The sequence below is a fragment of the Streptomyces sp. NBC_00273 genome (genome assembly GCF_036178145.1).
Lineage (GTDB): Bacteria > Actinomycetota > Actinomycetes > Streptomycetales > Streptomycetaceae > Streptomyces.
In genome coordinates, this window is the sequence record NZ_CP108067.1 from 9,420,184 (window position 1) to 9,441,677 (window position 21,494).

Here is a 21,494-nt window from a genome sequence, read left to right on the forward strand (position 1 = left end):
GGCCGGGGTCAGGCCGCAGAGCGGTGTCTGCCCGGCGTGTGGCCGAAGACGTTGCGGAACGCGTCGATGAACGCCCCGGTCGTCGACCAGCCGCACCGATGGGCCACGGCCGTCACCGTCTGCCCCTCCGCCAGCAGGATCAGCGCCTGGTGCAGGCGCAGTTGGGCGCGCCACTGCGAGAAGGACATGCTCATGTCGGAGGCGAACAGGCGGGTCAGGGTACGCGCGCTCGCCCCCACCTCCCGCCCCAGCGCGTCCAGGGTGCGGCCATCGGCGGGGTCGGCGGTCAGGATCTCGCAGAGCCGGCGCAGCCGTGGCTCGGTCGGGGAGGGCAGGTGCAGGGGTTGCTGCGGTGAGAGGACCAGCCGATCGAGGAGGACGCCGAGCAGGCGCCGGCGCTCGGGGCCCCGTGATTCCGGCTCCCGCGTGTAGGCCAGGAGCAACTCCCTCAGCAACCCGTCCACGTTGAGGACCACGGGCCGGTCCGATGCCAGTACCTTGCGGGAGGCCGGGAGGCCGATCAGGTGCAGGTCGATCGCGCCGTGCGCGCGGTGCGCGTGGACCGTGCCGGCCGGCACCCAGATGGCCCGGTTGGCGGGAGCCACCCACGTGCCGCGTCCGGTGGTCACGGTGAGGACGCCCCGGGCCGCGTAGACGATCTGGTGGTCGTCGTGCCGGTGCGGGTCGATGTCCGCTCCGGGGGCCATCCACTGGACCCGGGTCGGCGCGATTGGTTCATGGCGGATTCCACGCATTGATTGGCAGTTTATCGGAAGTGCGACACGAGGCGGGGCCGTGACGATGGCACGGTGCCCACGAACAAGCCCCAAAGCCTCCGCACTTCCACCCGCCCGCCCCGCAACCGCGCCATCACCCTCCTCGCCGTCGGACACGCATGCGTCGACGTCTACCAGGGCGCCGTCGCAGCCCTCGTCCCCTTTTTCGTCACCGAACGGGCCTACACCTACGCCGCCGCCTCCGGCATCGTGCTCGCCGCCTCCCTGCTCTCCTCCGTGGCCCAACCCCTCTTCGGCGCCCTCACCGACCGCAAGCCCCTGCCCTGGCTGCTCCCCGTCAGCACGCTCGTCGGCGGACTCGGCATCGCGCTCAGCGGCCTCGGCGACTCCTACGCCCTGACCCTGATCTTCGTAGCGGTCTCGGGCCTCGGAGTCGCCGCCTACCACCCCGAATCAGCCCGCATCGCACGTACGGCTTCCAGGGGCGGCCACACCGCCATGAGCTGGTTCTCCCTCGGCGGCAACCTCGGCTTCGCGTTCTCGCCCGCACTGGTCGCCCTCGTCATCGGCTTCGGCGGCCTGACCATGTCCCCGCTGCTCCTGCTGCCCGCGCTCGCCGGCAGCGTGCTGTGCCTGCCCGCCCTGCGGATCGTCCAACACGGACAGGACACCACCTCCGGCACCGCGCACCGCACCCCCGCCCCCACCCCCGCCACGGACGACCGCCGGTCCTTCCTCCGCCTCACCCTCGGCGTGATCTGCCGCTCCGTGGTCTTCATAGGACTCAGCACCTTCATCTCCCTCCACATGGCCCAGAGCACCGGGTGGGGGCCGACCGCCGGCACCGCGGCCCTCGTGGTCCTCTACTTCGGCGGCGCCATCGGCACCGTCCTGGGCGGCCGGCTCGCCGAACGATGGGACCGGGTCACGGTGATCCGCCGCTCCTACCTCCTGACCGTCCTCGCCGTCGCGGGCGTCGCCCTGACCCCCGGCCCGCTCGGCTACCTCTTCGTCGCGCTCGCCTCCGCCGGCCTCTACGTGCCCTTCTCGCTCCAGGTCACCCTCGCCCAGGACTACCTGCCCAACCACGTCGGAACGGCCGGCGGCATCACCCTCGGCCTCACCGTCAGCGTCGGCGGCATCGTCGCACCGGCCATCGGACTCCTCGCCGACGCCACCAGCCTGCGTACCGCCCTCATCCCCCTCATCGCGATGCCCGCCCTGAGCTGGCTCGCCTTCCGGGGCCTGCCCGAACCGGCCGCCACCATTGGGCCGGCCTGCCCCACCACCCCCGTCGAGCCTTCCGTCGAACCTCCCTCGGAGAAAGCGGAGTCACCATGACCGTGCCTTCGTTGCTGTGCTGGAGGTGGTGGGGGTGCTGCGGATGCCGGGGGCGGCTATTGCCCGGTTTCGCATGGGCGGGTCCGGCCGTCCGGGGCGGGGTGCTGGGGGCAGGTGATCAAGCCCTCGAACCGTTTCTCCGTCTCTTCATCGGACAGGTCACCGCCAATGGCGTGCCACCGTGGGAACCTCGAGGCGAAGGCCAGCCGGATGCAGAAGGCCTCCGACATGTGGGTGACCACGGCGAAAGCACCGGTGTCGGCCGGGTCCTCGTACGGGCCGAGTTCAGCTGTCAGACGCCGCAGTACCGGGACTGCAGCCCCTCCTCCAGCCAGCACTCCCGAACGGCTGCGATGGTGCGCCGTCGCTTCGCCCGGTAGGCGGCCTCCTGCGCCGAGCCCTCCGGCACGCCGACTGCCGTCGCGTTCCTCCGGCACAGCCGGGCCCTGGCACCGATGTGCTCCAGTCGCGCCTCGGCCGCCCCACCCACGCATTCTCAACAGCAGGGAGGAGGAACGCGAGCAGGACCTGCTCCGTAACCTGGACTGAGCACGGAGCCCGCATTCGTGCGACCCCACTGCACAATCCGGCGGCGAAGTCGGCTCCCACGTCATGTTCGGCCCAGCCGATGCCGAGTTCTGCGAGTGCGGTGAGTTACGCCTGGTCGAGCGTGTTGGGGCGGGCCGTCCTTCCTGCGGCTCGAGGATGGACGAACCTACCCAGGGCGCCTCATGGAACGAGCCGGGCTGCCCTCGACGAGCAGGACCCTGGCTGCCGTCACCCGTCACCCGTCACCCGTCACCCGTCACCCGTCACCCGTCGCCGGCCACCGCCGGGGCCCTCGGGGTGAACTCCAGCAGGGCACTTTCGGCCTGTCGGTGCCCGCTGCCTCACTACCTGCTTGCTTGCCAGGTTCGCCGTCTTCGCGGGCCTGTTATCTGGCGCGGTGCGCCGGGCCGGCGTCCGCAGCAGATGAGGGGCGCAGCCCGGGCGGACGCGCCCAGCCGGCGGCTGGGCGCGTCGTGCCACTCGGTCGTGCAGGTGCCGCGGGCCGTCTCAGTTACCGATGCCGGAGGTGCCGATGCCTGAGTTGCCGATGCCGTGGCTGCCGACGCCCGTGTTCGCGATGCCCGCGTTGCCCAGCCCCCAGTTGGCGATGCCAGCGTTTCCGACGCCATTGTTGAAGGCGCCGGCGTTTCCTACGCCGTCGTTGAAGGCACCGGCGTTGCCGACGCCATGGTTGCCGATGCCCGAGCTGCCCAGGCCGTCGGCGCTGGCCGCGCCGGCGCCGACGGCAGCGAGCATGGCTGCGGTGCCCAGCGCGGTCGCCACACGAAGAAGAGTCGTACGCATCGTTACATACCTCCTGCTTAGTGGATCTTTGCGCTTATGTCCCTAACATGCGGTCAGGTCATATATGGGGAGAAATGCTCGAATCTGGCGTGCTGTTTAGAGACTTCGCCCGACGGCGCGCGTGGGCCGCAGGTCGACGCCCCGGAGAGTCTGCTCCCCGTTGGGCTGGATGGGGTCGGCTGGCGACTGACCGTGATCGACTCTGCCGGGAGTCTCTCTGCCTCTAGGGCTCGCAGACTCGTCAGTTGCTCCGGTCGCGGGCGGTGAGCCGTGGCTGCGCAGCTGGCCGAAGGTCCCTTTGCGTGGGACGGCGTCGGTCTGGTCGCAAGGTGCGCCATATGCGCGAATCGCAAACGCTAGTGCGAAGAATTCCGCAGAACGGTTGTTACTTGATCAACTACTCCGGGCGGGTGAGGCGGGGGAAGAGTGCGCCCGGTGGTGCGCCGGAGCACGCCGCGCCGTAGGTGCGGTTCCCAGAGCGGGTGGGTGTAGCGGTCAGTGAATGTCAGGGGCACGTTCGGGGGGAATGCGTGCAGTACACAGGCGAGTGTGACGGATATGTCCGTGTCCGGTAACCGGCGTCGGTGGGGCTGCGGCGGGGCCCGTGTCGGGTCGAGAGTGTGGCCAACGGCTCACTCCGAGCCACCCCCGCAACTGCCTCTCCTCGCTGTTTCGGCTGGTGGGGCACTGTTCTTGAGGGAGCGTCACCCATGTCTTCTGCTTCTTCCTCCGTTCGTCGTATCGCCGCCACGGTCGTGGCTGCCGGCGCGGTCGTCTCTGCGGTCGCGCTGCCGGCGGCCGCCGCGGATGGTGACCGTCTCCACCAGCGGCCGCGGGTGGAGATCAGCCGGGTCCAGGCCGACAGCCCCGGACGTGACGACCACTCGAACCGGTCCCTGAACGCGGAGTGGGTGGAGATCACCAACACCACCCGCGACGCCATCAACCTGCGCGGTTGGACGTTGCGTGACAGCGACGGCAACCGCTACCGCTTCGACAACGTCCGCATCGGTAGCCGGGCCACGATCCGCATCCACACCGGCAACGGCCGCGACACCCGCACCGACCTCTTCCAGGACCGCCGTGAGTACATCTGGGGCAACCGCGCCGACACCGCCACCCTGCGCGACGACCGCGGCCGCACCGTCGACACCGAAACCTGGGGCCGCCGCTAACCCCCACCACCCCGCAGCCCTCACACCTAGCCGGGGATCCTGCGGGACATGACCGCACGGGCCGTCGCCCCACCGGGCGACGGCCCGCACTGCTGCCCTCAACGGAAGGCCCCCTGCCCGGCTTTGTCCAGGAGATCGGGTTCTGGCCGACGTCGGCCGAGCCGGCGGCTGGTGCACGTCACCGTGCCGTGCCTGGGCGGTCTCTCGCCACAAGCAACCGTTGCCGGGATCTCAGCGACTGCGAGTTGCCGTACGTCCATGCGTTGATGGTCGATCAACTTGGTGTGGCAGCCGGTCCTGCGGGAGGACAACGACCGGCCCCGCGAGCAGGTAGCCGTCTATGCCCTGGTCATCGACGAAACCCCGCACCGAGCTGGACCGCGAGGCTCGCGGGGTTCCATCAGGGCCCCTTTGCACTCTCGCGGGGGTCGGTGGCTGTGATCTGCTCGATGAAGCGACGTACCTGTTCCTCGACTGGCTCTTGCGAGGACACGGACATGACGTGCCGGCGGTACGTACCGCCTTCGTCGAGCCGGCCGGTGACGAAGTGCATGACCACCTCAGCAGACGCCCCCCGCGCTTGAACACAGATGCCGTGTACGAACGGCTGGCAGTCCCACCGCTCGTACCAGTCGGTTGCGGCGATCCGGCGGGCCAGTAGACGGGCCGCCGTGTCCACGGGCTCCTCCCAGCTGTGGTCAGCTACGAGCCGGGCCAGTTCGGCGTCGTACTGCGCGGCGTCGAAGCGGACCTCGGGAGGGACGGGCACCCGGATGTCGTTGGTGTTTTGCCAGCTCACCCACTCGACGTGATCGCCACGACGCTGGATGGTGACGAACACTCCTCCACAACAACCGGTTTCGCAGTCGTTGTTCGACAGTTCGACACGGCGGGGTTCGCGAGCGGCCCACAGCGGCCACGTCTCCGATGAACCGAGCCACTTCTGCTGGTAGCAGCTTGAGTCGCCGTCCGGATGTATCTCCTCCAGCACGTCCCGGCCGTCGATCAACGGACGTATGCCCGCCCCCTTCATGAACGCCTGCGGATGCGGAAGGACAGGACGGAGAGCAAGGACGCTTACCGGCGCAACGTGTTCCATGTCGCCCATGATCCCCGCTCGGGAGCGCCAGATGAGATTCCCGTCGGTGAGCCTCGGCCTCACCTCTCTCGACGTAGCTCCAGCCCTGTCTCGCCCGTCCGAGCGCGTCCGTGTGCACCGGTTGGGGACTGAGCGCAGTGAGCGGGCAACAGCGCGGAGTGGGCGAGAGAAGCGGCGAGCGTCACCGCGGTGTGGCAGCGGGTGAGGCGTTCCTCCGCGGCTCATCTCCTCGCTGTGCCGCTCACCCGTCCAGCTTGGCGGTAGCAGCCACGGGGCAGCGCCCGGAGGCAGCATCCGGGAGAGGGAACGGAGCGTGATCTTCAGTGTCCGCAGCGTCGAAGGGCGCGGACAGGGGATCAAGCGCGCCCTATCCGGACCTTAAGGGACAGATAACAGCGCGCCCGTAGCCCCTCAGAGGCCCGTTCCGGCCGCAAACCGTGCTTAGGGTCACGGGTGTTGACCAAGACACTTTCGATGCTGCCGCTGCACCGGCGGATCGGCTTTACCAAGAGGTTTCTGATGTCCCGAAAGCGAATTGCCCTGGCCTGTGCGGCCGTGGTCGTCGGGGTCTGCTCCGTCGTCATCCCCGTAGCCGCCAACGCGGGAGAGGAAAAGGACGGCTTCAGCGCCGCCTGCCGTGTCGCGGACCAGGCCACCGTGTGGTGGGCGTCCGGCGAGGTCTCCCTGGCCAACAAGGGAGACCGGCCCGTACGCGACTGGACCGCCGAGTTCGACGTGTCGCAGGGGCAAGTCACCCTCGACAACCCCTGGGCGTACGAACTCCGCCAGGCCGGCAAGCACGTCACCATCAAGCCGATCGCCGACCGCGCCGACGTGGCCGCCAGGGGCAACCAGGCCTTCAAGGTCGGGATCAACCCCGCCGGCAAGGGCATACCCAAGATCACCGGATGCAAGGTGAACGGCGCGTCGGGCAACGGAAGCGACACCGGCACGAACACGTCCGTCCCCGCAGACGGCGGCTCCTTCGTCAAGGACGACACCGCCGTCCACCTGATGTGGAAGCCGCCCGCCGGCGGCGCCGAGGTCGTGCGCTACGAGGTCTTCCAGGACGGCAAGCAGGTCAAGACCGTCAAGGACACGATGACGGACATCGAGCGCCTGGCCCCCGCCACCCGCTACGCGTTCAAGGTCCGCGCCGTCCGCGCCGACGGCCGCACCAACGGCTTCAGCAAGGACATCGTGCTCACCACCCTCGCGGCGCCCGGCCAGGACAAGGCGAAGCCGGTCATCCCCGCGGACCTGGAGGCGTCGGCCTCCGGCCCGTACCAGGCCGCCCTGAGCTGGCGAGCGGCGACCGACGACGTCGCCGTCACTGGCTACCGGATCTACCGCAACGGCGCGAAGGTCCAGGAGGCGGACGCCAAGGCAACCTCGGCCACCGTTTCCGGCCTCACCGCGAGCACCGCCTACCGCTTCAAGGTCACCGCCGTCGACGCCTCCGGCAAGGAGTCCGACCCGACCCGCGAAGCACAGGTGACGACCACCGCGGCCCCCGACGGGACCAGCGGCACCGCCACCCCCGGCGACTTCGCCGCCACCACCGCCACCAAGCAGGACGGTGGTGTCACCCAGCACTACCTGAACCTCACCTGGTCCGTCCCGCAGGGCGTCGGCCAGATCACCACCTACCAGGTCTACCTGAACGGCAAGCCTGCCCAGACCTTCATGTGGGGCACCGGCGACCCGGTGCTGCCAGTCCCCACGGCGAAGGGCTTGCGCGAGGTGCTCGTCGGCGCCCACCCCGGCGCGACGTACACCGTGAAGATCCGGGCGCGCCTCGGCGACGGTACGTGGGGCGCGTTCTCCCGCGAGCTGACCGTGAAGACAGGCAGCTGACCGGGCGCCCGCCCCCCACGCGCATGACCGACCCCATGACCAGGAGCATCCCCCTCATGAGTACGACCCGCCCCGCCGCCACGACGTCCCCCGACCCGGCACGGCCCCCGGCCCGCCGCACCGCCCTCCTACGCCTCACCGCACTCGTGGCCCTCCCCCTCGCCGTGACCACCCTCGGCTCCGCGCCCGCCTCCGCACACGGCTCCACCGCCGACCCGGTCAGCCGCAGCGTGGCCTGCACCAAGAACCCGAAGGCGAGCGAGGCCTGCCGGCTGGCCCTCGCCCAGAGCCCCGGCATCCCCGGCGACTGGAAGTCGATCGTCCAGGGCCGCGCCATCGACCACAGCACCCCGACCTCCTCCCCGCAGCACCGCGCCCGCATACCCGACGGCAAGCTGTGCAGCGCCGGCAACGCACAGTTCTCCGGCCTGGACCTGCCGCGGGACGACTTCCCCTCGACCACACTGCCCGGCGGCGCCGAGTACGACCTCCGCTACGACATCAGCGCACTGCACAACCCGTACCGCATGGAGATGTACGTCACCAAGGACGGCTACGACCCGAAGAAGCCGCTGAAGTGGTCCGACCTGGAGGACACCCCCTTCCTCAGCGCCGACAACACCGCGGCCACAGCGGCTCCTTCGGGCTTCCTCGGCGCGAAGGCGTTCACGTTCAAGGCGGTGCTCCCCGAAAAGAAGGGCAAGCACCTGATCTACACGATCTGGCACGGGCTGAAGCGGCCCGACGGCTCCTTCCAGAGCGAGGAGGCCTTCTACTCCTGCTCGGACGTCACCTTCAAGTAGGCGGACGCCGGCAGGCCCCACACCCCGAGCCCGGGCACCCCCTTCCCCGGGCTCGGGGGCTCAGCGTGAGCAGGCGTGGCAGCAGCAGCTGAGGACTTCGAAGGCCACGCCACCGAGGTCCTCAGCATCGCTGGCTCGTCCGTGGGTTCGGTGTTCGGCTGAGAGCCGTCGCCTTCAGTCGGCCTTGGGCCGCCCGGTCGAGGCCAGCGCCGAGGCCGTGCGGCCACCGCCCCACCAAGCCGCGAACGCCGTCACGAGCGTGCCGAGCTCCACGGCGGCCACCAGTGGTCCTGACATGGCGATGCCCTGGGCGGCGTCCAGGGCTCGGCCTCCGTCCAGACTGGGAGGTCGCCCACCCCCTGGGCGGAGGCTCTCGACGGCGTACGGATGGCCGGGTTCCGGGACCGTACGGGCAGCAGGCTGGACATGCGGGTGCTGCCGCAGCCCGCGGCGTGATCGTCGTCATCGCGCTCGGAGCCGGCCCGATCACGATGGAGAGCGCCTCCGGGCACCAGCCACCGGGAGGACTCGTCGCCTTCCTGTCGCCAGGCCCGGCCCGCATCCGCGGCGAGGGCGTTGCATGCGTCGAGGTGGCGTTGTCACCCGGGCCGCCTACGCCATGCTGGGCGTGTCCCCACTCGAACTGGACCGCTCCATCACCGGACTCGAGGACCTCTGGGGGCGGCACGCTCGGCTACTGATCGAGCGGCCTCGAACTCACGGACGGATTCCGCAGATGACGGAAGGCCGCCGGAGCCCCGCCCATGGCGGCCGAGGTCGCCGCGTCCTGGGACGTCATCGTGGCCGGCCGCGGCTGCGGCCGAGTACGGGTCGGTGACCTTGCCGCGTCCTGCGGATGGAGCCGCAAGCGGCTCTGGGCCAGGCTCAGCGCCCAAGCCGGCCCGATCCCCAGGCGCGCCGCCGTGCTGGTCCGCTTCGACCAGGCCGCTCGGGCGCTCCGCGCCGGCGCGCGATGTTGCCGTGGCCTGTGGACATGCCGACCAGCCCCATCTTCACCGCGACATCCAGGCCCGCCGGGTGCACGCTCGGTGGACTGGCCGGCCTGACCGCGTCCACCGAGGCCTGACACACCGAGGTCCGAGCAGCACAGACGGCGGCAGGCCGGGAGCGCGTCGTCCGGCTCGCGTTCGGGAGCATGGCCGCGCACACCCTGCGCGCAGCGGTCCGCCTGGAAGTCGTGGAACTGATCGGCGACGGACCGCGCACAGCCGCCGAGGTGACCCCGACGGGCGCGCTCCTCGGCCCCGGGCACCCCGACTCCCTCGCGTCGTTCGTCCGCGTGTTCGCCGATCCGGCGATCGTCAGCGCCTGGGAGCACCTGCAGAGCAGCGACCGTACGGGAGAGATTGCGTTCAATTCGGTTTTCGGCAGGGACTTCTTCAGCCATCTCGCCCGACACCCCGAGCTCTCCACGGAATTCAATGCGGCAATGGGCCAGGTCGCCTCCGAGACCGCCGCCGTCCTGCCACGAGCCTTCGACTTCAGTCGGTTCGCCTCGGTCACGGACGTCGGTAGGGGCAACGGCACCCAGCTGGCCGCCGTCCTCGAAACACACCCGGGTCTCGCCGGCGTGGTCATCGATACTGCCGACGGCCTCGCAGAGGCTGAGAAGACACTGGCGCGGCACGGGCTGGAGGACCGCTGCTCCCTCATTGCCGGGGACTTCTTCCAGTCGGTCCCGCGGGGCTCGGACGTGTGCCTCGTGAAGAGCATCCTGCACGACTGGACGGACACCCAAGCGGTCACGATCCTGCGCCACTGCCGCCAGCTGCTGCCACCTGGTGGCGTAACGGCCGCGATGGGCCGCCTCGTGTCGCCGGGCTGGTGAGCCTGGTGCTGGGTCGGGTGCGCAGGCGCGGGGTAGGCAAGGGGCAGCAACGACTCGACAAACAGGGGGATCGAGTTGCTCATGCCCAGCGATGCGCCTGTGAGGATCAGGGTGTTGCACAGTGACGGGCTGGTCCAGGACGCGCAGCAGAGCCGCAGGATCTTCCAGCACTGGGCGCGGCGGGACGAGCTGTCGGACGAATGGGCTGCCGAGTGGGCTGCGTACGCCCTGCCACACCCCGGCGTACTGGGGTGGCGGCTTGACGGCCGCTGCTGCCAGGAGCTGCCTGTGGGCTGAGCCAGGAGCGAATCCGGGGCAAGCACTCCGCCGCCTCGTGATTGCCCCGCCCCGTGAAGGCTGCCGGGCGCCGAGCAGTATGTGTGAAACTCCCTCTGAATGATCACTCGGGGGGAGTTTCGCGTTGAACGCGCTGTTGAAGAGGGTGTGGATCGGGCTGGCCGCGACCTTGATCGTGAGTCTGGCCGCCGTGGTCGCGCCGGACCACGTTCAGATAGACGACGACGGGCGCATCCACCTGGGCGCGCCCGCGCCCACGCCGACGCCGTCCTTGGCCACGGCGGCGCCCGCACCGGAGTCCACGTCACCGCCCCTCACACGGGACGCCGTGGACGAGGTGATCCGGACCGCGGTCAGCGCGGCGGGCCTCGACCCGGCGCAGGGCCGCCCGACCGTCGCGGCCGACGCCAACTCGAACAGGACGGGCTGGATGGCCATCCGCGAGAGAACCGCCGCGCCGTCGGAAATGAATGCGATCTGTGCCGACCTGGAGCGCCAGGGCTGGACGCTGAACCCGAACCCGAAGGGCGACGGCCCTGATTCCTCCCGCAGCTACAAGCGCGGGGGCTGGTACCTGCTCGTGAGTACGCGTGGCAAGTCCCAGGCGCCGTCCAGCACCTCCGCCTTGACCGACGCGCAGACCTACCTGACCCTGACCGGGTTGCAGCTGAACCTTTCCGACATCCCCCTCCCCGAGATCACCGTCCGCATCGGCTGACCCCTCGCAGAGAAGCCCACACCGTCGCCCCGGGTCACCCCGGGACACCCCGGGCCCTGGACCCGGCCGAGTTGGCCGGCCCTGTGCGGGAGTACTTGTCCCACCTGTAGCCGCGCCTGACGCAGCGAAGTGCATGAGGGCTTGGAGGCCGTTCCGAAACGCCTCACCGCTCCTGCCTGACCCGGGGGCAGGGCGACGCTCGCCGGGGTCGTGCACGCCGTACGGCCGTCTGCGGTTTCACGCCGAGTTCGCCGAGTCGGCGTTGCTTCTCGGCGTTGAGCCGGTCCCAGTCCCGTCGTTGGGTGGCGAGCCACTGTCCGATGTCCTCTCGGTGCCGGGTCACTCCAGGGACGATCGCGGTCGGCCCCGGCGACCTCGTCGAAGGGCGGGGCAAGGCAGGCGCAGTGGCGCAGTGGCGCTGCCAGTTGACGGTCCACCCGTGTTCGCGGGGGGTTCCAGTCGGGGTGATCGCGGCGAGCTGTGCCGCTCGCCACTGCGCCCGATCGGGGGTCTTTGTCCAACCCGCCTGGCCTGCGGATATTCGTGAGCCGCTGACCAACGGGCCCGTCGAGGCCCGGTGCTGTGGCGCGCCGCTGGTCGGACAGCCACCTGCCGAGCGGGTACACGCCCTCGACATGGTCGTGCGGCACGTCCAGCCCGCCCTCGCGCTCGCGGTACCGCCAATGCGGCTTCCAGGCAGCGTCGCCAGTCCTGGCGTTCGGCGTTGGAGACCTGGTAGCTGATCCATTTCGCGATCAGAGCCGGATCGCGCGGCGCGGCGAACCGGAGCCGCAGCCGGCGTTCCTCTTCGCCCTCCTCCTGTGCCTGACTGACCAGCAGTGACGGGTTTACGACACGCTTCCGTCCCACCTGCGGAATCGCGAGCATTTCCACGGCGCGCTCGCCGTGCGCCCGGAGACCGTTCGGAACCCACATGGGACGGTCGTAGGACCGTTGGTCTGTGGGGGAGCGTCAGCCGAACCTCGTCATCTGAGTGTCAGTGGCGCAGGCTCAGCGCCCTGGGGCGGCCACTGACGGTGACTGCTCACCTGCTGCTGACACGGGTGGCGAAAGGCCGTGTCATCTTCATGCCGACCACCACCCAGACCTCCCAGGACGAGCGACGCCCCTCACATCTTGACGGCTTCTGCGATCTGCAGGGCGGCCTGGGCGGGCGTGAGGTGTGTGGTGTCGACGACCTCGGCCTCGGCGTGCAACCACGTACGGGCCGCCTCGGCGTAGGGCTCAAGGTGCTGGAGACGGAAAGGTGAGTCGGGGCCGAGAACAGTATCGCCCGCGATGCGCGCGCGGAGGGTGTCCTGGTCGGCATGGAGGACGAAGTGCTGGACCGGAATGGCATGCTCGGCAAGGCCCGAGCTGATCTCGCGCCAGTACTCCTCGACCAGGACGGTCATGGGCATCACCAGAGTGCCGCCGGTGTAGTCGAGGACGCGGCGGGCGGTCTCGACCACGAGCGGCCGCCACGGCGGCCAGTGCTGAAAGTTGTCCGTCCTGGGCAGTCCTGGCTGGATGTCCATGAGTGTCTCGCCGACCTTTTCAGCGTCGAACACCCGTGAATCCGGGATCAGCTGCTGCACGAGCGCACTCGTCGTCGTCTTGCCCGCGCCGTGCGTACCGTTGAGCCATACGATCATGGGACCCGATGCTAGTGCTAGGCGGCCCAGGGGCACCGAGTGCGGCGGAAATCCGGTACGGCGTCGGCGCCCATTGGGGTGGCGTCGCCTGTCTTTGTGGACACCTACCGTGCTCTGACTCCGTGACTCCTGTCTTGCATGGGTCAGGAGACGTACACGCGCACAGTAGGCGCCGAAGGCGCCGTGAACTGGAGCCGGTTCCTGCCTTCCTTCCCGAACCCGGTAGGAGGAGCGCAGCGGTCGGGGCTATGCGGGCGGCGGCGTGTGGCCGCTGTCGAGATCCGGTCGAGGCGGTGGTGGAGTACCGCGACGGCCGACTCCGGCGTCCGCTGGCTGACGAGCATGCTGGTGGCCATGGTCGCCGTCATGGCGAGCAGGCTGATCGCCTCCGTGCCCGCGTCGGAGCCGGGGTCGGCCAGGCCGCCCTTCTGCGCTTGGCGGAACAGGTCGGTGAGGGCGTTCTCGGCGGCGTTGGGATTGGCGATGAAGGGTTGGGCGGCGAGGGCCGGCCTCGTTGGTGACGGAGGGGACCGACTGGGAGGAGGGAGGCCAGGAGCGGTGCCTCGATGGTCGCTCGTGGACCCGGTTCTGGTCTGGCGGCGGCGAGGCGGACACCCACACGTGCGGTGAAGCGGTCGGTCAGGTGCTGGAGTCCACCTGGATGAGGGCTTCGGCGATCTGGTGCGCCGTTCCTCGTGGTCCATGCGCTTCGGCATGCGTCGTGCCTCCGACTGTCGGTGGTGAGTCTGTGAGCGGCAGTCCCGGACCTGTTTATGGTACCGACGTATCAATGACGTGGTACGGTCGTATTACGAAGAGCGGATCTTTCCCGGAGGTGCCCGTGCTCGAGAACACGACCCGAGTACGCCGTGACATCGGCTACTACGTGAATGACGAGCTGCGCGACCGGTACTTCGCCACCTGCGACGTCCTCTACGCGAAGGGCGCGCCCGCCCGCGCCGAGGCGGACGTCGAGACGAGCTTCGGCACCACGCACGTCTACCGGTACGGCCCCACTGATCCGGCAGCCGAGTCACGCACACCCGTGGTCCTGATACACGGTTCGGGAGGCTGCTCCGCCCAGTGGTACCCCAACACCCTTGCCCTCAGCGCCGAACGCCCCGTCTACGCTCTCGACACTCCCGGTGATCCCGGCCGCAGCGTCCAGCGCGAGCCCATGTGGCAGCCCGAGCGCGCGGCCCAGTGGCTGGACGAGGCCCTCGACGCACTGGGCCTCGACAAGGTCCACCTGATCGGCTCCTCGTACGGTGGCTGGTTGGTCATCAACCAGGTCCACCGTCGGCCCGAACGGCTCGCCTCGGTCACCGCCCTCGATCCGGGCGGCCTGGAAAAGGTGGGCCTGCGCTTCTTCGTCTGGATCTTCGCCAGCCTCTTCGCCACCTACGCTCCCAAGGCCTGGCGCCCCCGCCTCGCCAAGTGGCTGGAACAGCCGGTGCTCGTCGTCCCCGAGCTCCGCGCGATGATCCAGGCCAGCGTGAAGGCCTTCCGGATCCGCCGCCCGGCCCCGCTGCCGCTGTCGGACGCCGAACTGGGCTCCATCCGGACGCCGTTCTACCTGATCATGGGCAAGCGCAGCCTGCTCGTGCACCCGAAGCGCCAGTTGGAACGCGTGCCGCGCCTGATACCCGGCGCCCGCGCCGAGATCGTCGCCGCGACCGGCCACGGCCCGCAGATCGACCACCCCGACCTGGTCAACGCCCGGATGCTGGACTTCATGGAGGACATCGACTCCCTCGACCCGGCGGCGACGTGAAGCGCCACGAACACACAGCCGGACCCCGGCGGGAGACCCCGCCGACCCGAACGGTCAGCCCGCAGCCCGCATCCCGGGCCGCCGGCGTTCGACCGCGAGACCTACAAGCAGCGGAACACCGCCGACCGCTGCATCAACATGCTCAAGCAGTGGCGCGGTCCGGCCACCCGCTACGACAAGACCGGCACCATCCACCTCGCCGCCCTCTTCGTCTGGTCAGTACGGTGATCCGCAGGAAACGACCTAGCCCTGGAGCATCGGCGGCCCTGGGCGGGGCCGCCCATGGCCCAGGGGTCAGCCGCGGCGGTTGAGTTCGCCCGGCGGGATGTACACCCTGCGTGCGGGCGACAACTTGTCGAAGCGGGCCTGCTGGCGGACGTGTTCCTCTATCTGCAGCCCGTCGAGATTCTTCGTTCGTGTGGCCCTGTCGCCCCAGAGGAGGAACGCGACCAGGGCGCCGACCGGCAGTCCCACACATGCATAGAAAATGATCAAGCCGTTCACAGCCCCCCAGCGAAGATCAGCAAGCGTACTGAGTCTGCTGGCGGCGTCGGGTACCAGTCAAGGGTGGGCGGTTGGTGGGCTGCATCTGGTCGTCCCTGCAGGCCACGATTTCCCTGCACGCCGCAGCGGGTGTCGACCTGGCGGTGTTCATGCCGCAGGTGGGCCGGATGATGACCGAGGTCCATCAGGCCGTCACCGTGAACATGGTGCGTATCAGGGCGGAGGGCACCGACCGGTGGGCGGGCCTCCTGAAGACGACGATGCCGGAAGGCCTGGTCCGGGACGCGATCCTGGCGTCTCTGGCGCGTCCCTGGCGTGGCCGGACAGCGTGGCTGCCATGGGCCGCCTGGAAGCCGCCGGGATCGACGTCGCCCGGATCCTCACCGACGCCCAACGGGCCGGGGTCGGCGTGGACCAGGCCGCGGCCGCCGCCGAGCCCGCGCCCCGGTCGCCCGGGAGGGGACTGCCGCGGCCACGTCCGCCGTCGCTGCCGCACCGGCAGCCGGCCCGGGCCGTCACCGCCGCAGGCCGCCGCCGACCCGAAGCCCAAGAAGGACGATGTAGTCAGTCAAGGCATGGACGTGGGATGCCGGGTCGTCACCGGCTCCAGCCCCTTGGGCACCGCGGCCCGCATCATCGGCACGGCCGTCGCGGGCCGCAACGCCTGCGACGCCGTCCGGCTGCCGTACAGCGGGCGCTACGGCGGTGAACGCAGCCTGCAGCACGGTCAAGCCAGCAGCCGACAGGTCGCTCCACCCGGCCGCCGCCCCTCTCCGCGCTTGGCAGATGCAGCCGGGCAATGCCGACGCGTACCAAAGGGCCCTTCACCGCGTTGCCGAGCTCGCCATCGCCGAAGCCCAAGGTGCTAGGGGAGGCGTCCCGACGTTCTGAGCGTCGGAGTTGTCCATCGGGGCCACGCACCCCGTTCCTTCTGTCGTCAGGCTGACGTCGGCCAGAAGCGGCTCGGCAGCATCATCGTCATCGCGGTGTGTTCCGGAGCGATGAGCAGAGGGAAGACCGGCTCGCTCAGTACCCGTCCTGGGAGATGCCTGCGGGCGACGATGATGTCGGTGCAGTAGACGGCCGCACTGCCCGTGAGCCGCCGGGGAACCTCCAACCGCATCTCCCGATCCATCTCGCTGGCGAGCATGCGTGAGAACGCGGCGAGTTCAGGGTCTTGCTGCCGGGTCCCCTTCAATCCGTACAGCTTCCGCGCGATGTCGAGGAGCAGGTCAGGGCCGTCGTCGAAAAACGTGGTGTCAGGGCTGTAGATCACGGCAGCCGGGAGGTCGTGCCAGCCGCGCACGAACAGATCGTTGTTCGCCTGCACGATGGCTCCCCAGACCAGCCGCCCCTCGGTCAGCAGCACGTCCTGGGCCTTCAAGATCTCCGCCAGCGGATCCTCGCGCTCCATCCAGTCGGACCTGGGTATGCGCAGGTATCTGAACTTGTCGAACCAGGAGAAGCGGCGCGGCGCCTCGCCGAGCGATGCCCTGCACTGGGCGATGGCCATTGTTGATCCCGTCACGCCGCAGAGCGTAGCCACCACCCCCAGCGAACCCGAATCCGGGCCTGCGTCCCGAAGAACTCGGCCGAGCTGAAGGCAGAAGCGCGGGATGTCTTCGGCCCACACCATGAACAGCAGCACGGCCGTCTTGACGACCAGGATGGCCACGAGCCCGTTCCTGTTGCTCCTGCTCAGCGGGTATTCACGTCACGCGGCAGACCTCCGGTGTCCGGGGCCATCGAGCTCTCCCGGGCTACCGGTCGTTGTCCGGTGGGTAGGACAGACACGGCTGCTGGCGAAGAGGCCGTGTCGGAGCGGGGCGAGAGGGGCGGTCGCATAGGCCGGCAGGGGCGCGGGCCACGTCAGGTACGCAGTGCGTCCGAGCGCGGGCGCACTCGCGGCCCCGTCGCTCTCCGAGGAGATGTGGACGGCCTTCGTGTCCGTCCGTCCGTCTGCCGGCCGGCCGGCCGTGCTGCTGCTGTTCAACATGCCCTGTTCGCGGCCGTGGTGACGTCGGTGCGCTGTGCCTGGGCCGCCCGCCCGGGCGATGGCGGGACGCGCACGGGTCCGACCGGCCGTCATGTGGTTGGATCACGCCCGACTGAATCTTCTGCGGTGGGAGGACACGATGGGGGCTCGCGGGGTGCTTTTCGCGCTGGACGCCCTGGACGCTGAACGCATCCTGGCCTGCCGGGGTGATGACGAGGTCATCGCCTTGGTCGAAGAGGTCGAGGAGGGTTGGGCCAGGGACCATCTCTTTGAACTCGACAAGTCCTGGGACGCTTTGCACCGCTGCCTCACCGACGGTGATCTCGCCTTCGGGAACGGCGAGTACCCCTTGTCGCACGTCATCCTCGGAGGGAGGCTCCTGCACGAGGGCGACTACATCGTCTGTTATGTCGCCCCGGACCAGGTCCGCGAGGTCGCGGCAGCTCTCGAACCCCTGGATGAGCAGTGGCTGAGCCACCGTTTCGCCACGCTGACGTTCGACGCCTACCAGGGTGCCGGCGACGCCGAGGACATCGCTTACACGCAGGCCTTCCTACCGGGATTGAAGAACTTCTACCGCACCGCGGCGCAGAACGGTCGCGCGGCCATCTTCACCGTCGACCAATAGGTCGGGGCCGTCCCGCAGCCCGGCCGGGGACAGGGGGCCGGTCAGCGGGAGGGAGGGGAGGCAGGCGCCGTCTATCCCCGGGCGCCGGCATCTTCCGGGCTCGGCCCCGTGGGACTGGGTTTGAGTGCTGGGTTCGTGGCAGGCCGTTGGAGATTGGCAAGGCCCCGGGCGCGTCCCGTGATAGCTCCGGACGCGCTACTGAAGTCCATGGGCAGCGTGTACGCCATGACCACATTCATGCGGCCACCGGCTCCGCGCACGGGCAGCGGCTGAGCGTCGGCCCCGCGTTGAACGTCATGCCGTGGCAAGAGCCCCGCACTGTTCGCTTTCCGGGTGCCCGCCCTTCCCGCACGCACGCTGGCCGGAATGCCCTGCCTCGAGAGTGCCGAGTGCCGAGTGCCGAGTGCCGCCACGCGTGACGCGAGGGAGCCGAAGACGTGCACGACGATCGCCCCCCCAAGACCTTGGCCTACCTACTGCCGGCCGAGTGGTTCGAGCAGTACATGGCACAGCACTCGGCAGAAACGGGAGCCGATCAGAGTGCCGCCTGAGAGGGCCGGACAGCAGGCAGACCAGGAGTCCCTTCGCCATGACGGGCCCAGCCCGTCCACTTCGATGGCCCCGGCGGGGAGAAGCCCCGCCGCACCCCGCAGGCCCTGCGCCTGGCCATCCAGGAACACGCCCCGCATCTGCTGCCGGATTTCGAGGCCCACTGGCGCCGCGCGATCGGCGACGCCTTCAACCTCACCCCGGTACCGGCCTTCTTGCGCCTGTGGTGGACCCAGTACGCCATCGCCCGCGCCCCAGGCCTGGCAGCCCACCTGCGCGACCTCGAAGCCCGCGCCGCGAAGTCCGAGGACCCCGAGGAGTCCGCCCGGCTCGTGGCCTCGACCAGTCCGGGTGGCCCGCACATCGCCGACCTCGCCGGTGGTCGCGGCTGGCTCGACTTTGCCTTCGCTCGCCGCCATGCCGACCCGCAGATCAGCGTCACTGTCGCGCTCTGGGCCTGACCGTCCGGCCGTACCGGACGCGCGCTTTCCCAGTGCTGGGAGCGAGTCGGCCGTGCGGTCGTTCCCGCAGGATCTCGGCGTCGGCGCCCCGGACCGGGTGGACCGCGTGACTGGACACGCCGATCGGCACCGGGCCGATCTCACCGGCCAGCCGCTGACGGTCATGGACCGGGAACGCCGGAGCGGCGTGCCTGTCGGGTTCGACGCGGGCCTGCTCCACGCCTGCGGCCTGCGCGTCCCCGAGGTCGAAGCCTGCGTTCGGGCCGAGTTCACCGACATCGCCGACGCCCTGATGGACCGCGCGCAGACCTCGCCGGACGATCGCCCCCGTTCCACCACAGTGTTGACAGGTGCACGGGAGGCGCCGGTCCCTCTGTACGGGTGGGGTCGCTCCCCGGCCCGTCGCGTCAATTGGAGACCCTACCCGCAAGAGGGTGGGATGGAGAGTGCGGGGAGCCGCCGCACCAGTAGGGGCCGCTCCCAGCCCCGTTGCGCTGCTGGCTGCGGGCAGGTCCGGCAGCCGCGCCAGACGTCGCCGGGCACCGCCCCGGCCAGCAGCCTCCAGCCCGCATCCGAAGCGGGTCTTCGTGACGCGCCTGCTCCGTAGCTGTAGCCGTAGCCGCAGCCGGCCTGGTGCCGGGGGAGGGGGCGGGTCAGTCCGTTTTGGTCTGGGTGCGGCGGGCGTAGGCGCGGGCCGCGCGGGCGCGGTCGCCGCAGCGGGTGGAGCACCAGTGGCGGCGTCCGTTGCGCAGGAGGTAGCGGCTGCAGGGGGTGGAGCGGCAGGCGGTGAGGCGCTCGGCGTCGGGTCCGGTGAGCAGATCGGCGGCGTTGGCCGCGAGGACGGCGAGGGCGTGCTCGACGATCTGGGTGACGGGGTGGGCCGCCTCGCGGTACAGGCCGCGGTCCGGGTCCCAGTGGAGGAGGGAGGCGGCGGGGGCTCGGGTGAGGGCGTCGTTGACGGCGGTCAGCGCGGCAGCTGGGGCTGGCAGCCCGGCGGCATGGGCGGCAAGCAGGGCGCGGATCTGTTCGCGCAGGGAGCGGAGCCGGCTGGCGCATGTCTCGATCAGCCCGGTGTCGGCGGGGGCGAGACCCCGTTCGACGAGCCACTGTTCGGCGGCGGCGGGAGTGGCGAGGAGATCGACGGAGTGTCCGCCGGGCAGGGTGACGGCGCTGTTGGCGAGGTCGAGGGCGGGGTGCTGCTCGGCGCCCGGCGCGGGGGGCGGTTCGATGGTCGCGATCTCGTCCATGACCCTCATGGTACAACCCCACCTTTTCCATGATGCTCACGTTAGAGCTTGTGTTTATCCGTGAGAACCGCTTAACGTGGCTCACGGATGAACCGCTATCTATCCGTGAGGTGTATGTTTCGTGACTGCCACCAGCACCACCCCCGAACAGTGCTCCGTCCGAGTCTTCGGCGGCCCCACCGCCCTTCTCGAGTACGGCGGTCTGCGGTTCCTGACCGACCCGACCTTCGACGCTCCCGGCGACTACCAGAGGCCGGGCGCCCCGCTCCTGGTCAAGACCGCACCCTCCAGCGGCACCCCCGATGAACTGGGCCGCATCGACGCGGTCCTGCTCTCCCACGACGAGCACGCCGACAACCTTGACACCTCCGGCCGGGCCCTCCTCGCCGACGTCCCCCTCACCCTCACCACCCCCGGCGGCGGACAGCGCCTGGGAGCCAACGCGAGGGGCCTGGCCGACTGGGAGTCCATCGAGCTCGACCGCCCCGAAGGCGGCACCGTCACCGTCACCGGCGTGCCCGCCATCCACGGCCCCGGACCGCGTGAGGAGATCGAGCCGATCGCCGGGCAGGTCGTCGGATTCGTCCTGACCGGCGAAGGACTGCCCACCGTCTACGTCAGCGGCGACAACGCCTCCCTCGACCTGGTCAAGGAGATCGCCGCACGCTACGCCCCCATAGACACCGCCGTCCTGTTCGCTGGCGCTCCCCGCTTCCCCGTCCTCTTCAACGGCGAACCGCTCGTCCTGGACAGCGCCCAGGCCGCCGAAGCCGCCGAGATCCTCGGCGCCCGCCGGATCGTCCCCGTCCACTACGACAGCTGGGCCCACTTCACCGAAGGCCGTGACCAGCTGATCGCGGCCTTCGCCGCAGCGGGCCTCGGCGACCGCCTGGACCTGGGCGACACCGACTGACAACCCCCGGCCGGAGGCTGCGCCTTTCATGTGGCAGACGCGACGCGGGGCTCTGCCGCAGAACCGGCTCCCTCCCGGGTCTGATCCTGGATGGCCAGTTCGTGGTGTGGATGCGGAGGCGGCCGGTCGTCGCTCCGATGGCACGGGACGGGTGAAGGCGTTCGGCATCGGACAGAACGGCAGGATGGGGTGGCGATCGTCCGTATCCAGGCTGCGGTAACAGGTCGCACGCACACCTGATCCTGGGGCGGCGGTCCTCCCGCTGCCCCACTTCGCGGCAGCCGACCGGGCGGGGGCGTCCGGCCGGCTGGCCGGGGGAGGGCCGGACGGTTCCTGCTGTATATTGGATCTTGAGCTCGCGGCCGTGGATGACGGTTGTGGAGCCTGGCGTTGGTGGTCCAAGGAAAGACATCCCACTTCCCGTGGGGGAATGCAGGTGCAAGGCCTGCCCAGCGCTCGATCAAGGCCCCGGCCTCCTCACGGAGGACGGGGCCTTCTTGCTGCGCGGGACCTCCCGTGTGGGGGAGGGACCCCGCGT

18 protein-coding genes and 2 pseudogenes are annotated in these 21,494 nt (G+C 69.9%); 11 read left to right on the forward strand and 9 right to left on the reverse strand.

The window, feature by feature from the left end; genetic code table 11:
* Positions 1 to 8: 8 nt before the first annotated feature.
* Complete coding sequence (locus tag OG386_RS42200; protein WP_328792607.1) at positions 9 to 755, reverse strand: AraC family transcriptional regulator; 747 nt, start codon at positions 753 to 755, stop codon at positions 9 to 11.
* A gap of 54 nt (positions 756 to 809) precedes the next feature.
* Here OG386_RS42200 and OG386_RS42205 point away from each other — a divergent pair, with 54 nt between their 5' ends.
* A complete protein-coding gene (locus OG386_RS42205) occupies positions 810 to 2,078 on the forward strand; it encodes an MFS transporter (protein ID WP_328792608.1) in 1,269 nt (422 codons plus the stop codon).
* A gap of 292 nt (positions 2,079 to 2,370) precedes the next feature.
* Here the strand turns inward: OG386_RS42205 and OG386_RS42210 are convergent, their stop codons facing one another.
* Both OG386_RS42210 and OG386_RS42215 read right to left on the reverse strand, forming a co-directional pair.
* A complete protein-coding gene (locus tag OG386_RS42210; protein WP_328792609.1) occupies positions 2,371 to 2,568 on the reverse strand; it encodes a hypothetical protein in 198 nt (65 codons plus the stop codon).
* A 566-nt stretch (positions 2,569 to 3,134) separates the two neighbouring features.
* Complete coding sequence (locus OG386_RS42215) at positions 3,135 to 3,410, reverse strand: hypothetical protein (protein ID WP_328792610.1); 276 nt, start codon at positions 3,408 to 3,410, stop codon at positions 3,135 to 3,137.
* 731 nt (positions 3,411 to 4,141) lie between these two features.
* On the opposite strand from OG386_RS42215, the gene OG386_RS42220 reads away from it, so the two are divergent.
* Complete coding sequence (locus tag OG386_RS42220; RefSeq protein ID WP_328786614.1) at positions 4,142 to 4,606, forward strand: lamin tail domain-containing protein; 465 nt, start codon at positions 4,142 to 4,144, stop codon at positions 4,604 to 4,606.
* A 400-nt stretch (positions 4,607 to 5,006) separates the two neighbouring features.
* Here the strand turns inward: OG386_RS42220 and OG386_RS42225 are convergent, their stop codons facing one another.
* Positions 5,007 to 5,714, reverse strand: a complete 708-nt coding sequence (locus OG386_RS42225) for a hypothetical protein (protein WP_328792611.1) — start codon at positions 5,712 to 5,714, stop codon at positions 5,007 to 5,009.
* Between the two features lie 510 nt (positions 5,715 to 6,224).
* Between OG386_RS42225 and OG386_RS42230 the strand changes: the two genes are divergently transcribed.
* Together OG386_RS42230 and OG386_RS42235 are read left to right on the forward strand one after the other, a co-directional pair.
* Positions 6,225 to 7,562, forward strand: a complete 1,338-nt coding sequence (locus tag OG386_RS42230; RefSeq protein WP_328792612.1) for a fibronectin type III domain-containing protein — start codon at positions 6,225 to 6,227, stop codon at positions 7,560 to 7,562.
* Between the two features lie 56 nt (positions 7,563 to 7,618).
* A complete protein-coding gene (locus OG386_RS42235; RefSeq protein ID WP_327380727.1) occupies positions 7,619 to 8,365 on the forward strand; it encodes a lytic polysaccharide monooxygenase auxiliary activity family 9 protein in 747 nt (248 codons plus the stop codon).
* 174 nt (positions 8,366 to 8,539) lie between these two features.
* Here the strand turns inward: OG386_RS42235 and OG386_RS42240 are convergent, their stop codons facing one another.
* Positions 8,540 to 8,662 (reverse strand): hypothetical protein, encoded by a 123-nt coding sequence (locus tag OG386_RS42240; RefSeq protein WP_328792613.1) that lies wholly within the window; start codon positions 8,660 to 8,662, stop codon positions 8,540 to 8,542.
* 820 nt (positions 8,663 to 9,482) lie between these two features.
* On the opposite strand from OG386_RS42240, the pseudogene OG386_RS42245 reads away from it, so the two are divergent.
* The 3 genes and pseudogenes from OG386_RS42245 to OG386_RS42255 form a co-directional block, all read left to right on the forward strand.
* Positions 9,483 to 10,175: pseudogene (locus OG386_RS42245) on the forward strand (methyltransferase); the annotation flags it as partial.
* A gap of 153 nt (positions 10,176 to 10,328) precedes the next feature.
* Positions 10,329 to 10,511, forward strand: a complete 183-nt coding sequence (locus tag OG386_RS42250) for a hypothetical protein (RefSeq protein ID WP_328792614.1) — start codon at positions 10,329 to 10,331, stop codon at positions 10,509 to 10,511.
* A 124-nt stretch (positions 10,512 to 10,635) separates the two neighbouring features.
* The gene (locus OG386_RS42255) at positions 10,636 to 11,229 is read left to right on the forward strand and encodes a hypothetical protein (protein ID WP_328792615.1); all 594 of its coding nucleotides are present in this window, start codon (positions 10,636 to 10,638) and stop codon (positions 11,227 to 11,229) included.
* Between the two features lie 1,130 nt (positions 11,230 to 12,359).
* Here the strand turns inward: OG386_RS42255 and OG386_RS42260 are convergent.
* A complete protein-coding gene (locus OG386_RS42260) occupies positions 12,360 to 12,884 on the reverse strand; it encodes an AAA family ATPase (RefSeq protein ID WP_328792616.1) in 525 nt (174 codons plus the stop codon).
* A gap of 841 nt (positions 12,885 to 13,725) precedes the next feature.
* Here OG386_RS42260 and OG386_RS42265 point away from each other — a divergent pair.
* Positions 13,726 to 14,658, forward strand: coding sequence for an alpha/beta fold hydrolase (locus OG386_RS42265; RefSeq protein ID WP_328792617.1), 933 nt, complete (start codon positions 13,726 to 13,728; stop codon positions 14,656 to 14,658).
* A 294-nt stretch (positions 14,659 to 14,952) separates the two neighbouring features.
* Here OG386_RS42265 and OG386_RS42275 read toward each other — a convergent pair whose 3' ends face one another.
* Both OG386_RS42275 and OG386_RS42280 read right to left on the reverse strand, forming a co-directional pair.
* Positions 14,953 to 15,162: a hypothetical protein gene (locus OG386_RS42275; RefSeq protein ID WP_328792618.1), complete on the reverse strand. Its 210-nt coding sequence runs from the start codon at positions 15,160 to 15,162 to the stop codon at positions 14,953 to 14,955.
* A gap of 937 nt (positions 15,163 to 16,099) precedes the next feature.
* On the reverse strand, positions 16,100 to 16,837 hold the full coding sequence (locus tag OG386_RS42280) for a hypothetical protein (RefSeq protein WP_328792619.1): 738 nt from the start codon (positions 16,835 to 16,837) through the stop codon (positions 16,100 to 16,102).
* 460 nt (positions 16,838 to 17,297) lie between these two features.
* Between OG386_RS42280 and OG386_RS42285 the strand changes: the two genes are divergently transcribed.
* Positions 17,298 to 17,786 carry a YfbM family protein gene (locus OG386_RS42285; RefSeq protein WP_328792620.1) on the forward strand — a complete coding sequence of 163 codons (489 nt, stop codon included), beginning with the start codon at positions 17,298 to 17,300 and terminating at the stop codon, positions 17,784 to 17,786.
* A gap of 596 nt (positions 17,787 to 18,382) precedes the next feature.
* Positions 18,383 to 18,682 (forward strand): annotated as a pseudogene (locus tag OG386_RS42290) (DUF6247 family protein); the annotation flags it as partial.
* 767 nt (positions 18,683 to 19,449) lie between these two features.
* Here OG386_RS42290 and OG386_RS42295 read toward each other — a convergent pair.
* Positions 19,450 to 20,052 (reverse strand): CGNR zinc finger domain-containing protein, encoded by a 603-nt coding sequence (locus tag OG386_RS42295; RefSeq protein WP_328792621.1) that lies wholly within the window; start codon positions 20,050 to 20,052, stop codon positions 19,450 to 19,452.
* A 112-nt stretch (positions 20,053 to 20,164) separates the two neighbouring features.
* Between OG386_RS42295 and OG386_RS42300 the strand changes: the two genes are divergently transcribed.
* On the forward strand, positions 20,165 to 20,956 hold the full coding sequence (locus OG386_RS42300; protein WP_328792622.1) for an MBL fold metallo-hydrolase: 792 nt from the start codon (positions 20,165 to 20,167) through the stop codon (positions 20,954 to 20,956).
* Positions 20,957 to 21,494 lie beyond the last annotated feature (538 nt).

Coding starts and splice junctions, on each gene's coding strand:
- OG386_RS42200 (WP_328792607.1), bottom strand. CDS start 755: ATGCGTGGAATCCGCCATGAACCAATCGCGCCGACCCGGGTCCAGTGG.
- OG386_RS42220 (WP_328786614.1), top strand. CDS start 4,142: ATGTCTTCTGCTTCTTCCTCCGTTCGTCGTATCGCCGCCACGGTCGTG.
- OG386_RS42225 (WP_328792611.1), bottom strand. CDS start 5,714: ATGGGCGACATGGAACACGTTGCGCCGGTAAGCGTCCTTGCTCTCCGT.
- OG386_RS42230 (WP_328792612.1), top strand. CDS start 6,225: ATGTCCCGAAAGCGAATTGCCCTGGCCTGTGCGGCCGTGGTCGTCGGG.
- OG386_RS42235 (WP_327380727.1), top strand. CDS start 7,619: ATGAGTACGACCCGCCCCGCCGCCACGACGTCCCCCGACCCGGCACGG.
- OG386_RS42240 (WP_328792613.1), bottom strand. CDS start 8,662: ATGTCAGGACCACTGGTGGCCGCCGTGGAGCTCGGCACGCTCGTGACG.
- OG386_RS42260 (WP_328792616.1), bottom strand. CDS start 12,884: ATGATCGTATGGCTCAACGGTACGCACGGCGCGGGCAAGACGACGACG.
- OG386_RS42285 (WP_328792620.1), top strand. CDS start 17,298: ATGGGGGCTCGCGGGGTGCTTTTCGCGCTGGACGCCCTGGACGCTGAA.
- OG386_RS42295 (WP_328792621.1), bottom strand. CDS start 20,052: ATGAGGGTCATGGACGAGATCGCGACCATCGAACCGCCCCCCGCGCCG.